The organism is Streptomyces sp. NPDC042346 (genome assembly GCF_055581845.1).
In genome coordinates this window covers 55,366-67,629 of sequence record NZ_JBVJEH010000001.1, presented here as the reverse complement: position 1 = coordinate 67,629, position 12,264 = coordinate 55,366, and the positions used below count along the sequence as shown (strand labels likewise).

Annotated in this window: 14 protein-coding genes and 1 pseudogene; 9 read left to right on the top strand and 6 right to left on the bottom strand. The window is 72.2% G+C overall.

The window, feature by feature from the left end:
• Positions 1 to 13: 13 nt before the first annotated feature.
• Both ACZ6K0_RS00370 and mshA read right to left on the bottom strand, forming a co-directional pair.
• Positions 14 to 547: a type III secretion system chaperone family protein gene (locus tag ACZ6K0_RS00370; protein ID WP_376411107.1), complete on the bottom strand. Its 534-nt coding sequence runs from the start codon at positions 545 to 547 to the stop codon at positions 14 to 16.
• Complete coding sequence (gene mshA / locus ACZ6K0_RS00365; RefSeq protein ID WP_376411105.1) at positions 540 to 1,907, bottom strand: D-inositol-3-phosphate glycosyltransferase; 1,368 nt, start codon at positions 1,905 to 1,907, stop codon at positions 540 to 542. The genes ACZ6K0_RS00370 and mshA overlap by 8 nt, the downstream gene beginning before the upstream one ends.
• Positions 1,908 to 2,226: 319 nt before the next feature.
• Between mshA and ACZ6K0_RS00360 the strand changes: the two genes are divergently transcribed.
• From ACZ6K0_RS00360 to ACZ6K0_RS00350, 3 genes are all read left to right on the top strand, one after another.
• Positions 2,227 to 3,021 (top strand): class I SAM-dependent methyltransferase, encoded by a 795-nt coding sequence (locus ACZ6K0_RS00360; protein ID WP_376411102.1) that lies wholly within the window; start codon positions 2,227 to 2,229, stop codon positions 3,019 to 3,021.
• A 280-nt stretch (positions 3,022 to 3,301) separates the two neighbouring features.
• The gene (locus ACZ6K0_RS00355) at positions 3,302 to 4,351 is read left to right on the top strand and encodes a C40 family peptidase (RefSeq protein WP_376411099.1); all 1,050 of its coding nucleotides are present in this window, start codon (positions 3,302 to 3,304) and stop codon (positions 4,349 to 4,351) included.
• A 537-nt stretch (positions 4,352 to 4,888) separates the two neighbouring features.
• Positions 4,889 to 6,130: a PP2C family protein-serine/threonine phosphatase gene (locus tag ACZ6K0_RS00350; protein ID WP_376411096.1), complete on the top strand. Its 1,242-nt coding sequence runs from the start codon at positions 4,889 to 4,891 to the stop codon at positions 6,128 to 6,130.
• 108 nt (positions 6,131 to 6,238) lie between these two features.
• Here ACZ6K0_RS00350 and ACZ6K0_RS00345 read toward each other — a convergent pair whose 3' ends face one another.
• From ACZ6K0_RS00345 to ACZ6K0_RS00335, 3 genes are all read right to left on the bottom strand, one after another.
• Positions 6,239 to 6,583 carry a DUF2516 family protein gene (locus ACZ6K0_RS00345; protein ID WP_376411093.1) on the bottom strand — a complete coding sequence of 115 codons (345 nt, stop codon included), beginning with the start codon at positions 6,581 to 6,583 and terminating at the stop codon, positions 6,239 to 6,241.
• Between the two features lie 152 nt (positions 6,584 to 6,735).
• On the bottom strand, positions 6,736 to 7,323 hold the full coding sequence (locus ACZ6K0_RS00340) for a hypothetical protein (protein WP_469228912.1): 588 nt from the start codon (positions 7,321 to 7,323) through the stop codon (positions 6,736 to 6,738).
• Positions 7,324 to 7,351: 28 nt separating this feature from the next.
• Positions 7,352 to 7,828 (bottom strand): helix-turn-helix domain-containing protein, encoded by a 477-nt coding sequence (locus ACZ6K0_RS00335; protein ID WP_469228911.1) that lies wholly within the window; start codon positions 7,826 to 7,828, stop codon positions 7,352 to 7,354.
• 81 nt (positions 7,829 to 7,909) lie between these two features.
• Between ACZ6K0_RS00335 and ACZ6K0_RS00330 the strand changes: the two genes are divergently transcribed.
• From ACZ6K0_RS00330 to ACZ6K0_RS00320, 3 genes are all read left to right on the top strand, one after another.
• Positions 7,910 to 8,305: a helix-turn-helix domain-containing protein gene (locus ACZ6K0_RS00330; RefSeq protein ID WP_376411084.1), complete on the top strand. Its 396-nt coding sequence runs from the start codon at positions 7,910 to 7,912 to the stop codon at positions 8,303 to 8,305.
• A gap of 78 nt (positions 8,306 to 8,383) precedes the next feature.
• Positions 8,384 to 8,800, top strand: a complete 417-nt coding sequence (locus tag ACZ6K0_RS00325; protein WP_376411082.1) for a VOC family protein — start codon at positions 8,384 to 8,386, stop codon at positions 8,798 to 8,800.
• 58 nt (positions 8,801 to 8,858) lie between these two features.
• Positions 8,859 to 9,446 carry a DinB family protein gene (locus tag ACZ6K0_RS00320; protein WP_469228908.1) on the top strand — a complete coding sequence of 196 codons (588 nt, stop codon included), beginning with the start codon at positions 8,859 to 8,861 and terminating at the stop codon, positions 9,444 to 9,446.
• Positions 9,447 to 9,472: 26 nt separating this feature from the next.
• On the opposite strand, the gene ACZ6K0_RS00315 is transcribed toward ACZ6K0_RS00320, so the two are convergent.
• Positions 9,473 to 9,946 carry an HAD domain-containing protein gene (locus ACZ6K0_RS00315; protein ID WP_469228906.1) on the bottom strand — a complete coding sequence of 158 codons (474 nt, stop codon included), beginning with the start codon at positions 9,944 to 9,946 and terminating at the stop codon, positions 9,473 to 9,475.
• Positions 9,947 to 10,055: 109 nt separating this feature from the next.
• On the opposite strand from ACZ6K0_RS00315, the gene ACZ6K0_RS00310 reads away from it, so the two are divergent.
• The 3 genes and pseudogenes from ACZ6K0_RS00310 to ACZ6K0_RS00300 form a co-directional block, all read left to right on the top strand.
• The gene (locus ACZ6K0_RS00310) at positions 10,056 to 10,541 is read left to right on the top strand and encodes a MarR family winged helix-turn-helix transcriptional regulator (RefSeq protein ID WP_469228905.1); all 486 of its coding nucleotides are present in this window, start codon (positions 10,056 to 10,058) and stop codon (positions 10,539 to 10,541) included.
• Between the two features lie 90 nt (positions 10,542 to 10,631).
• Positions 10,632 to 12,092 carry an MFS transporter gene (locus tag ACZ6K0_RS00305; protein WP_376411070.1) on the top strand — a complete coding sequence of 487 codons (1,461 nt, stop codon included), beginning with the start codon at positions 10,632 to 10,634 and terminating at the stop codon, positions 12,090 to 12,092.
• Between the two features lie 10 nt (positions 12,093 to 12,102).
• A pseudogene (locus tag ACZ6K0_RS00300) lies at positions 12,103 to 12,261 on the top strand (HTH domain-containing protein); the annotation flags it as partial.
• Positions 12,262 to 12,264 lie beyond the last annotated feature (3 nt).

The window sequence follows — 12,264 nt, the reverse complement described above, 5'->3', positions numbered from 1 at the left end:
TTGCCGGAAGAGGTCAGTGAGTGGGTTTCTTCGTGGGCTTCTGGGTCAGGTTCTTGAACGCGTCGAGGTTGCGGGTCGACTCGCCGCGCGAGACCCGCCACTCGTACTCGCGCCGGATCGCCGACGCGAACCCCAGCTCCAGGAGCGTGTTGAAGTCGCCGTCCGCCGCTTCCAGGACCGAGCCGAGCAGCCGGTCCAGCTCGTCGGGCGTGACGGCGGCGAGCGGGAGCTTCCCGGCGAGGTAGATGTCGCCGAGGCCGTCGACCGCGTAACTCACCCCGTACAGCTTGAGGTTGCGTTCGAGCAGCCAGCGGTGGACGCCCGGCTCGTTCTCGTCGGGGTGCCGGATGACGAAGGCGTTCAGGGAGAGCGAGTGGCGGCCGGCGCGCAGCGAGAGCGTCGTGAAGAGCTTGCGCGTGCCCGGGAGTTTGACGACGTATGCACCGGGCTCGGGGGACTCCCACTCCAGTTCGGCGTCCTGGAGCGTGGATTCGATGATCCCCCGCACGTCCCCGGTCACGCCGTCCTTGGTCACGTCCTCAGCCATGGTGGGAGCGTACGCGACGGCGGTTCTCGCGGACCCGATGGTCGTGCATGGCGGCCGTGTACACGTCGGCCGTGCCGGAGGCCGCCGTGTCCCAGCCGAACGACCCGGCGTGCAGGGCCGCCGCCGCGCCCATCCGGTCCGTCAGCGCCGGATCGGCGACGAAGCGGCCGAGCGCGCGGGCGTAGTCCACCGGGTCGTGCCCCTGGACGAGGAAGCCGGTCACGTCGTCCCGTACGGCGACGGGCAGACCGCCCACCGCCGCCGCGACGACCGGGGTGCCGGCCGCCTGCGCCTCGATGGCGACGAGGCCGAAGGACTCGCTGTACGAGGGCATGACGAGGACGCTGGCCGCGCGGAACCAGTCCGCGAGCCGGTCCTGCCCGACCGGCGGGTGGAAGCGCACGATGTCCGCGATCCCGAGCCGGGCGGCGAGCTTCTGGAGGCCCTCCGGCTTGGCCAGGCCGCTGCCGCTCGGGCCGCCGACGACCGGGACGACCATGCGCGAGCGCAGCGACGGGTCCTGGTCCAGGAGCCGTGCGGCGGCGTGCAGCAGGATGTCCGGGGCCTTGAGGGGCTGGATGCGGCCGGCGAACACCGGGATGAAGGCGTCCTGCGGCAGCCCGAGGCGGGCGCGGGCGGCGGCGCGGCCGTCGGCGGGGCGGAAGTGGTCGAGGTTGACGCCCGGGTGGACGACCGCGATCTTGCCGGGGTCCGCCTCGTAGAAACGGGCGAGCTCGTCGGCCTCCTCGGCCGTGTTGGCGATCAGCCGGTCGGCGGCGGAGACGATCTGGGTCTCGCCGATGACGCGGGCCGCGGGCTCGGGCGTGTCGCCCTCGGCGAGCGCCGCGTTCTTGACCTTCGCCATGGTGTGCATCGCGTGGACGAGCGGGACGCCCCAGCGCTCGGCGGCCAGCCAGCCGACGTGGCCGGAGAGCCAGTAGTGGGAGTGGACGAGGTCGTAGTGGCCGGGGCGGTGGCCCGCCCACGCCTGCATCACGCCGTGCGTGAAGGCGCAGAGCTGGGCCGGCAGCTCCTCCTTGGCCAGACCCTCGTAGGGGCCCGCGTCGACGTGCCGGACGAGGACGCCGGGGGTGAGCTCGACGACCGGCGGGAGGCCGCCGGTGGTGGCCCGGGTGAAGATCTCCACCTCGATGTCGATGGCGGCGAGGCGCTTGGCCAGCTCGACGATGTAGACGTTCATGCCGCCCGCGTCGCCCGTGCCCGGCTGGTGCAGCGGGGACGTGTGGACGCTGAGCATGGCCACCCGGCGCGGGGTGCGGTTCCGGCCGGGGAGCCGGAGCCGGGTCGGCGCCTGGTGCCGGTGCCGGGTACCGGCGAACCGGGACACGTACTGGCTCACGTCGGCGGTCCTTCCGCTCGGGGACTGAGCTGGGCTGAACGGGGTGGAGCTCTGTTGAACGGGGTGGAGCTGCGTTCGGTGAAGCTGAACGCGGTGGAGCCGAGCTGCGTTCGGTCCAGCTGAACGCGGTAGAGCGAGCTGCGTCGGGCATGACAGCTGAAGGGCGGGTGACGCCCTTCAGCCCCGACAACAGCGGAATGGTCCCTTTCATTTCCGACCGCGCGGGCGCTTTGCCAATTCATTACCGGTCGAGAACGACCAGGACCGGTCGTACCTGGTCACAGCCAGTCCCCCTCGCCTCACCCCGTACGCTCGTGTCATGGCCCCGCGCACCACCCGCCCCGTCGGCACACCGACCCGCGGGACCACCAACCCCAACCGTCTGCGCCGCATGGACCGCTGGATCGCCGCCGTCCACGGCCCCGCCCTGCGCCGCTCCCCCGAGCCGCCGCTCGCCGTCGACCTCGGATACGGGGCCGCCCCCTGGACCGCCGTCGAACTGCTCGCCCGGCTGCGCACCGCCGAACCCCGCACCCGGCTCTACGGCATCGAGATCGAGCCCGCCAGGGTCGAGGCCGCGAAGCCGTACGAGCACGAGGGCCTCTCCTTCGTCCACGGCGGCTTCGAGGTGCCGGTGCCCGGCACGGTCGCCCTGATCCGGGCGGCGAACGTGCTGCGCCAGTACGACGAGGAACAGGTCGCGGCCGTCTGGGCGCGACTGTGCGGGCGGCTCGCACCCGGCGGACTGCTCGTCGAGGGCACCTGCGACGAGATCGGGCGGCGGCACGTGTGGGTGGCCCTCGACCGGACCGGGCCGCGCACGGTGACCTTCGCGACCCGGCTCGGCTCGCTGGAGCGGCCGTCGGACCTGGCGGAGCGGCTCCCGAAGGCGCTCATCCACCGCAACGTGCCGGGCGAGCCGGTGCACGCCTTCCTGCGGGACTTCGACCGGGCGTGGGCGGCGGCCGCCCCGTACGCCTCGCTGGGCGCGCGACAGCGCTGGATCCGCTCCGTACGCGAACTGTCGGCGGACTGGCCGCTGACGGACGGTCCGCGGCGGTGGCGGCAGGGCGAGGTGACGGTGCGGTGGGAGGCGCTGGCGCCGCGACTCTGAGGCGCGGCCCGGATCCTCCCCGTCCTCTCCCTCTCCTCCCCTCCCCTCCCCTCCCCTCCCCTTCCCCTCCCTTTCCCCTCCCTTTCCCCAACTCCCGCTGAATTTCGCGTACGTCGGGAACGCCACTCGCGTATCGCTCGTCCCCCTGAGGGGAAACGGCCCGACAGGCCCTGGTTTCCCCTGTTGCTTTCCGGTTTCGCATGGCACTATCGCCAAGGCCGCCGCTAAGTTACTGACGGTAAATCAGATAGAGACGCGGGCCGTTTACGAGGGGGAGCTTGTGAACCGACGTCGCCACACCACCGCCGCGATCACCGTGATCTGCGCCCTGGCGGTGCTGGCCTCACCCGCTTTGACCCTCCAGGCCTCCGCCGCGCCGCTACCCCCTCCCCCGCCGAAGAAGAGCCTGGAGGAGGTACGCAAGGAGATAGACGGCCTGTACCGGCAGGCCGCCGCCGCCACCGACGCGTACAACCTCGCCGAGGAGAAGACCAAGGAGCAGTCCGTCGAGATCGTCCGGCTCGCCCGGATGATCGTCGAGGGCCGCGAGAAGGTCGAGGACCTCAAGGCCAAGGCGGGCGCCGCAGCCCGCGCCCAGTACCGCAACGGCGGACTCCCGGAGGGCGCGCAGCTCGTCCTCACCGACGACCCGCAGCTCTTCCTCGACACCGCGGGCCGGCTCAAGGCCGGGGCGAAGGCCACCACGGACCTCCTCGGCGAGATGACCCGTGCCCAGGCCGAGTTGGGCGTCTACGCGAAGGACGCCGGCGACAACTGGACCAAGCTGGAGGCCCACCGGGTCAAGCAGGCCCAGGCGAAGAAGGAGATCAACGACAAGATCGCCGCGGCCAAGAAGCTGGAGTCCGCACTCGCCGCGGAGGAGCGGGAGCGGCTGCGCCGCCTTGAGGAGCAGGCGCAGTACCGGGCCCAGACGACCTGGCTCGACACCGGCATCCTCGGCGACCTCACGACCGGGGCGACCTCGCAGGGCAAGAAGGCGGTCGAGTTCGCGACGGCGCAGGTCGGCAAGCCGTACGAGTGGGGAGCGGAAGGGCCGTCCTCGTTCGACTGCTCCGGCCTCACGCAGCTCGCCTGGGGCAAGGCCGGCCTCCCGATCCCGCGCACCTCGCAGGAGCAGTGGCGGCTGCTGCCGCGCGTGGACATCAAGGACATGCGGCCCGGCGACCTGATCGTCTACTTCAAGGACGCGAGCCACATCGGGATGTACATCGGCAAGGGCGCGATCGTGCACGCGCCGCGCCCCGGCCGGAACGTGACGATCGCGGGAGCGGGCTCGATGGAGATCCTGGGAGTCGTGCGACCGGGGTGACGGGCGGCGCGGGGCGCCGGGGCGGCATCGGGGCGCAGGGGCGCCACGGGGTACCGGGCAGCACGGGTAACGGGCGGCCCGAGGTACCGGGCAGCCCGGGTACCCGGCAGCACGGGCATCGGGGCGCCGGCGCGGAAGAGCCGTCGAGGCAGCAGCCCGCCGGGGGCGGCCATCCCCTCCGGCGTGGCGGGATTCCGCGCCTCCCTGTGACCGGAATCATCCGCCCGACCTGACGGAGATCCCCCGCCCGGCGTGACCTTTCTCATTGCCTCCGGGCCTCTCCCCCGACCGCCCGCGGCCCTTCCCGCGACAACTACCTCCCCTTCCGCGGCATATGCCAAGCCCCCCGCGACCACTCGCGGACTGATCACCATTCCGCTGCGCACCGACCTACCGCTAGGGTCCGGGACGGGCGGGGCGCCACCCGGCGCCCTGCGCACCCTCGGGGGGAGGGAAGGAAGCTCCGGACCGATGCCCGTATCCGTACCCCGCCAGAGAAACGACTCTGCTGCCGCGGGAACCGGCGACGCCACCGCTATGGACGCCACCGTTATGACTGGCACAGGCACAGGAACCGACCGCGATCGCACCGATCTCACCCTCCTGGTCGTCGAGGACGACCCGGCGGGTGCCCTCGCCGTGCCCGAACTGCTCGACGCGGCGGACGCCGCCGGCACCCGCGTACGCATCCGGACCGCCCGCAACCTCACCGAGGCCGAGCGGCTCCTCACCGACGACGTCCACTGCGTCCTCGTCGACCTCTCCCTGCCCGGCCCCCGCGCGGCCGCCGGGGACGACCCCCTCGCCCCGCTCCGCCACATCCTGCGCCTCGCCCCGCGCCACGCCGTCCTCGCGCTCGCGGCCTCGGCGGACGCGGAGCTCGCGGCCGAGGCGGTACGGGTCGGGGCCCAGGACCACCTCTTCCGCGAGGAGCTCGACGGGCGGCTGCTCAGCCGCGCCATCCGGTACGCGGTCGAACGCAAGCGCGCCGACGCCGTCCAGGTGAAGCTGGCCGAGTCCCGGCTGCGGGCCCAGGAGAACGCCCGCCTGGAGCGCGGGCTGCTCCCGACCCCCCTCCTGGAGGGCTCCGACCTGCGGTTCGCGGCCCACTACCGGCCAGGCCGCTCCCGCGCGCTGCTCGGCGGCGACTTCTACGACGTCGTGCGCACGCCCGACGGCACGGTCCACGCCATGATCGGCGACGTCTGCGGGCACGGCCCCGACGAGGCCGCCCTCGGGGTCGAGCTGCGGATCGCCTGGCGGGCGCTGACCTTCGCGGGGCTGTGCGGGGACGAGCTGCTCTCGACGATGCAGCAGGTCCTGGAGCACGAGCGGGAGAGCGACGAGATCTTCGCGACCCTCTGCACCGTCGACATCGCGCCCGACGGACGCCGGGCGGGCCTCTGCCTCGCCGGCCACCCGTCACCGCTGATCGCCCGGCAGGGGCGGGCGGCCCGGCTCCTTCCGTACGAGGACGGCGGCCCGGCACTGGGGCTGCTGCCGCGCGCCCGCTGGCCGCGCCGCCAGGTGGAACTGGGCGGGGCGTGGAGCCTGCTCATGTACACGGACGGCCTGATCGAGGGCCGCTCGGCCGGCCCCGGCTCGCCGCGGCTCGGCCAGGACGGGATGGTCCAGATGATCAACCGGCAGCTGGCCGAGGGCCTGCGGGGCGAGGAGCTCCTGGAGGCGGCGGTGACGGAGGTGCGGGCGCTGAACGGCGGCGAGCTGACGGACGACGTCGCCGTCCTGGCGCTGGAACGGGACAGGGCCCGGGGTTAGCCCCCAGGCCCTGGCCGTGTCGTTGCCGTACTCGTTCTTGTTCTCGCTGCTCTTGTTCTCGCTGCTCTTGTTCTCGCTGCTCTTGTTCCCGCTGCCGTACTCGTCCCGCTAGCGGCCGCCGTTGTAGGGGCCGTACGGTCCGTCGCTGCTGGAGCCACCGCCACGGCGGCCCCGGCCTCCGCCGGAGACCTGCGCGAGCGCGGGCCGCACGTCCACCATGAAGACGATGGCGGCGATCAGCCCGGCGATCTGCAGGAACAGCATCGGCAGCAGCAGGTTCAGGGCGAGGTTGATGCCCAGGATGATCAGCCAGAACTTCTTCGTCTGCTTCTCGGCGGCGCGGTAGGCGTCCTCGCGCGCCATGGCGGCGAAGACGAGCGCGGCGACGGCGAAGCCGGTGAAGACCAGGAAGAGCACCAGGGAAAGAAGGGAGTCGAATCCCGCGCGCAACATGCTGAGCACCGCCTAGTGGTGATGTGGAGAAAGCGCCTCGCGGTCAAGGTACCCGTTACAACGCACCGAGTACCCGTATTGGTGCCCGACCCGGCGCCTGCTCCGACGCCTGCTCCGGCTCTTCTACTCCTACTTCCTCTACTCCCGCGCTTCTACTCCTGCTCGGCGGCAACGGTCGCCTTCTTGGCGGGCGCCTTGCGGACGGTGGGCTTCTTGGCGAACGCCTTCTCGGCCGGGGCTTCGGCGACGGGCCCGGATGCGGCGACCGGCTCCTCCGAAGCCTCCGGCGCCACGTCCGACGCCGACTCCGGCTCGACCACGACGGCGATCTCGACGATCTCGTCGGCGGCCTCGCCACGCCAGGCCTTGACGGCCTCCTCACCGTGGGCGGCGACCTCCTCGTACTTCTCGCGCGCCTTCACGGCGTACTCGGCGGCGACGCCGACACCGCGCAGGGCGAGGTCCTGGGCGGTCTCACCGAGCTTCTTCAGGTCCGTGTCGAGCACGCCGACGACCTCGGCGAACTTCGACTGCACGGTGACCTGGGCCTCCTTGGCCTGCGCGGTCACCTTCTCCTGGACGGCCTTCGGGTCGGTCTTCCGCACGGCCTCGATCCGGGCGGGCGCCTCGGCGGCGAGCTGCTCGATCAGGCCGGGGACCTTCTTGGCCTGCTGCGCGACGAGGTCGGCGGTGCCGGCGGCGAAGAAGAGAGGGGTACGCAGTTCGTCGATGATGGGCATGCTGGTGGTCCTCCCGGTGTGACGTGTACTAGCTCGAAGGCGATTCGGCATCGGATGCGGCGGGCGCGGCGGCTTCGGTTGCCGCAGCGGCCTCGTCAGCGGCCTCGGCGGCCTCGGCAGCCTCGGCGGCGGCCTTGGCGGCGTTCTCGGCGGCGTTCTCGGCGGCGTTCTCCTTGCGGAACGAGTCGTAGATCTGGAGCAGCACCTGCTTCTGCCGCTCGTTGATCGAGGGATCGGCCAGGACGACAGCGCGCGTCTCCAGCTCCTCCCGCTCCTTCTCGTCGAGGATCCCGGCCCGCACGTAGAGCGTCTCGGCGGAGATCCGCAGCGCCTTGGCGACCTGCTGGAGCACCTCCGCGCTGGGCTTCCGCAGCCCCCGCTCGATCTGGCTCAGATACGGATTCGACACGCCGGCCGCGTCGGCGAGCTGGCGCAGGGACAACTGCGCGGTCCGCCGCTGCTCGCGGAGGTACTCACCGAGATTGCCGACGTTGAGCGATGCCATGCCCCGACCATGCCAGCCTTTGCTAACTATTGCAAGCAGGTGCTTGCAGGAGTGTCGGAGGGCCGTGCGATGCTGGGAAGCGTGAATCTGGAGGACCTGGTGCGGCTGCGGCGCGCGCGGGACGTGATGGACCGCGACTACGCGCAGCCGCTCGACGTACCGGCGCTGGCCAAGGTCGCGCTGATGTCGGCCGGGCACTTCTCCCGCAGCTTCCGCGCCGCCTACGGCGAGACGCCGTACAGCTATCTGATGACCCGGCGCGTCGAGCGGGCGAAGGCGCTGCTGCGGCGGGGCGACCTGAGCGTGACCGAGGTCTGCTTCGCGGTCGGCTGTACCTCGCTCGGGTCGTTCAGCTCGCGCTTCACGGAGCTGGTGGGCGAGTCGCCGAGCGCGTACCGGGCCCGGCGGCACGAGGCGGGTGCCGTGATCCCCGCGTGCGTGGCGAAGGTCCTCACCCGCCCGTCCAGGAACGGCTGACGGAGAGGGTCACCGGGCCGACCGAAGCGGTCACGATCGGAGAAGCGGATTCCAGGGCCCCGTCGTAGCGTCGGAGCCATGAACGTCAAACTCTCTCAGTGCTTCATCGCCGTCGACGACCACGACAAGGCGCTCACCTTCTACCGCGACGCCCTCGGCCTGGAGGTCCGCAACGACGTCGGCTTCGAGGGGATGCGCTGGGTGACCGTCGGTTCGCCCGCGCAGCCGGACGTGGAGATCGTCCTCGAACCGCCGCTCGCCGACCCCAACGCCTCCGCCGCCGACCGCCAGGCCATGGCGGAACTGCTGGCCAAGGGCATGCTGCGCGGCGTGATCTTCTCCACCGACGACGTCGACGCCACCTTCGAGCACGTCCGGGCGGCGGGCGGCGAGGTGCTGCAGGAGCCGGTCGACCAGCCGTACGGCGTCCGCGACTGCGCCTTCCGTGACCCAGCGGGCAACATGCTCCGCTTCTCCCAGCCCCGCACCAACTGACTATCCCTTCCCGACTCCCGCATGGCAGCATGCCGGGAGATCAACGGGGAAGGTCGACATGGCAGTTGAGATAAGCACTCCGGAAGCGGCGGGCCCCAGGCGACGCGCGGACGTCCTCGAAGAGACGGCGCACCCGGGGCCGCGCCGCTTCACGCGGCCGGCGACGGGGGACGAGCGGCAGATGCTCGTCGGGTTCCTGGCGGACCAGCGCGCGACCCTGGTGCTGAAGTGCGCGGGCATCACGGACGACCTGGCCCGCCGCGCCGTCGAACCGTCCACGCTCTCCCTCCTCGGCCTCGTCCGGCACCTCGCCGACGTCGAGCGGCACTGGTTCCGCGAGCTCCTCGCCGGTCAGGCCGACGCGGCCCCGCTCTTCTCCTCCCCCGCCGACCCGGACGGGGACTTCGACGGCGCGACCCCCGACGCGGCGGCCGTCGCGGCGGCCTGGGACGCGTGGCGCGCGGCGGTGGACTTCGCCGAACGCTTCACGGCGGAGGCCCCCGACCTCGACGTCTCGGCCCACGACGCCTGGCGCGGAACCGTCTCCCTGCGCTGGGTCCTCATCCACATGATCGAGGAGTACGCCCGCCACAACGGCCACGCCGACCTCCTCCGCGAACGCATCGACGGCACCACCGGCGTGTGAGCCCCCGGGGTGAGGGCGAACGCCCCTCACCCCGCCCAGGCGGCGAGCGCCGCGTAGTCGGCGCCGCCGAGCCCGCGCCGGGGATCCACCCGGTGAAGAAGCGCCCGCCCGGGACACCGGGCGGCGGCCCACGCCCGATCGCCGGCCCCGATCTCGTCGTCCACCCAGGCGAACGCCCGCCCCGCCGCCCACGCCACCAGCGCCGGCAGCTTCCAGTGGACACCCGGCACCTCGGGGCCGTCGAGCCACGGTACGAGGGGCAGCTCGGGCAGCCCGAGACGCGGGGCGACCCAGGTGTTGGCGTCCTCCTCCCAGGTCGTCGCCCACACCAGCTCGTACGGGAGCGCCGCGAGCCGCGCCCCGTGCGCCGGGTCGAGCCGCGCGAGGAGCGGGCTCACGGACGGGGGCGGGACGGGCGGATACGTCGGGTACACCCCGTCCCGCGCGCCGAACGGGATCAGCGGCCCGTCCACGTCCAGGAAGAGCAGGGGTGGCTTCATGCCGGTCACACCCCCATCGTGGACCCGCCAAGCCCCATCGTGGACCCGCCAAGAACCCGTCCACTTCCAGACAATCCGCGACGGATCGACTTTCGTTACCCTGGCAGGCATGACAGCCATGGCGCCCACCCGCACCGAGCCCGACCTCTCCTACCTCCTCGACCACACCAGTCACGTCCTGCGCACCCGTATGAGCGCCGAGCTCGGCGAGATCGGGCTCACCCCTCGCATGCACTGCGTCCTCGTCCACGCCCTGGAGGAGGAGCGCACACAGGCGCAGCTCGCGGAGATCGGGGACATGGACAAGACCACGATGGTGGTGACCGTCGACGCCCTGGAGAAGGCCGGCCTCGCCGCGCGGCAGCCGTCGAGCACCGACCGGCGCGCGCGGATCATCGCCGTCACCGAGGAGGGGGCGAAGGTCGCCCAGGAGAGCCAGAAGATCGTCGACGGGGTCCACGAGAAGGCCCTCGCCTCCCTCCCCGAGGACGAGCGCACCATCCTGCTGCGCGCCCTGAACCGCCTGGTCACCGGCCACCTGGAGACCCCCGTCGAGGGCCCGAGGGCGGCCCGTCGGGCACGGCAGCGCGGATAAGGGCCAAAGGTCGTTCCGTAAAAAATAGTCTGCAACAAAACCTTCTGCTAATGTCTCTCCTGTTGCCTCCACCGAACAGGAGTGACCCCCATGCCCACGCCCGCCCGCACCCCCTCGCCCCAGCTCGCGCTCGGCGTCCTCGCCACGAGCATGCTGATGACCGTCCTCGACGGCAGCATCGTCACCGTCGCGATGCCCGCCATCCAGAGCGACCTCGGCTTCACCCCCGTCGGCCTCAGCTGGGTCGTCAACGCCTACCTCATCGCGTTCGGCTCGCTCCTCCTCCTCGCCGGCCGCCTCGGCGACCTCATCGGCCGCAAGCGGATGTTCCTCCTCGGCACGGGCCTCTTCACCGCCGCCTCCCTCCTCGCCGGCGCCGCCTCCTCCCCAGAGGTCCTGATCGCCGCCCGCTTCCTCCAGGGCGTCGGCAGCGCGATGTCCGCCGCCGTGAGCCTCGGCATCCTCGTCACCCTCTTCTCCGAACCCCGCGAACGCGCCAAGGCCATCGCCGTGTTCAGCTTCACCGGCGCCGCCGGCGCCTCCCTCGGCCAGGTCCTGGGCGGAGTCCTCACCGACGCCCTCGCCTGGAACTGGATCTTCTTCATCAACCTCCCCATCGGCATCGCCGCCCTCCTCCTCGCCCTCCCGGCCCTCCCCGCCGACCGGGGCCTCGGCCTGAAGGCCGGCGCGGACGTCCTCGGCGCGCTGCTCGTCACCTCCGGCCTGATGACCGGGATCTACGCCGTCGTCACCATCGAGGAGTACGGCGCCGGTTCGGCGCACACCCTCGGCTTCGGCGCCCTCGCCGTCGTCCTCCTGGCCGGCTTCCTCGTCCGCCAGGCGAAGGCCGCCAACCCGCTCATGCCCCTGCGGATCCTCCGCTCGCGCAGCGTCTCCGGCGCCAACCTGGTCCAGATGCTGATGGTCGCCGCGCTCTTCTCCTTCCAGATCCTCGTCGCCCTCTACCTGCAGAAGGTCCTCGGTTACGGAGCCGCCGAGACCGGCCTCGCGATGCTGCCCGCCGCCGCCGTCATCGGCGCCGTCTCCCTCGGTGTCTCGGCCCGCCTCATCGCCCGGTTCGGCGAGCGGACCATCCTGCTCACCGGCCTCCTCCTGCTCGTCGGCGTCCTCGGCCTGCTGACCCGCCTCCCCGGCGACCCCGCCCAGGCGAACTACGTCACCGACCTGCTGCCCGTGATGCTGCTCGCCGCCGGCTTCGGCCTCGCGCTCCCCGCCCTCACCTCGCTCGCCATGTCGGGCGCCGAGGAGAAGGACGCCGGTCTGGCCTCCGGCCTCTTCAACACCACCCAGCAGATCGGCATGGCCCTCGGCGTCGCGGTCCTCTCCACCCTCGCCGCCTCCCGCACCGAGTCCCTCACGGCGGCCGGCCGGCCCACCACCGAGGCCCTGACCGGCGGTTACCACCTGGCCTTCGCCGTCGGCACCGCGCTCGTCCTCGCCGCCCTGGCCGTCGCCTTCACCGTCCTGCGCCCCGCACGGAAGCAGCCGGAAGCCCCGAAGAAGCCCGAGCCCGTACTCACCGCACGGTGACATCGGCGCCATGAGAGCCGACCGCCTCGTCGCCGCCCTGCTCTTCCTCCGGACCAGGCCGCGCGTCGCCGCCGCCGAACTCGCCGCAGAACCGGACGTGTCCGAACGGACCGCCCGCCGGGACCCCGAAGCGCTCGCGAGCGCCGGGGTCCCGCTCCGTTCCCAGGCGGGC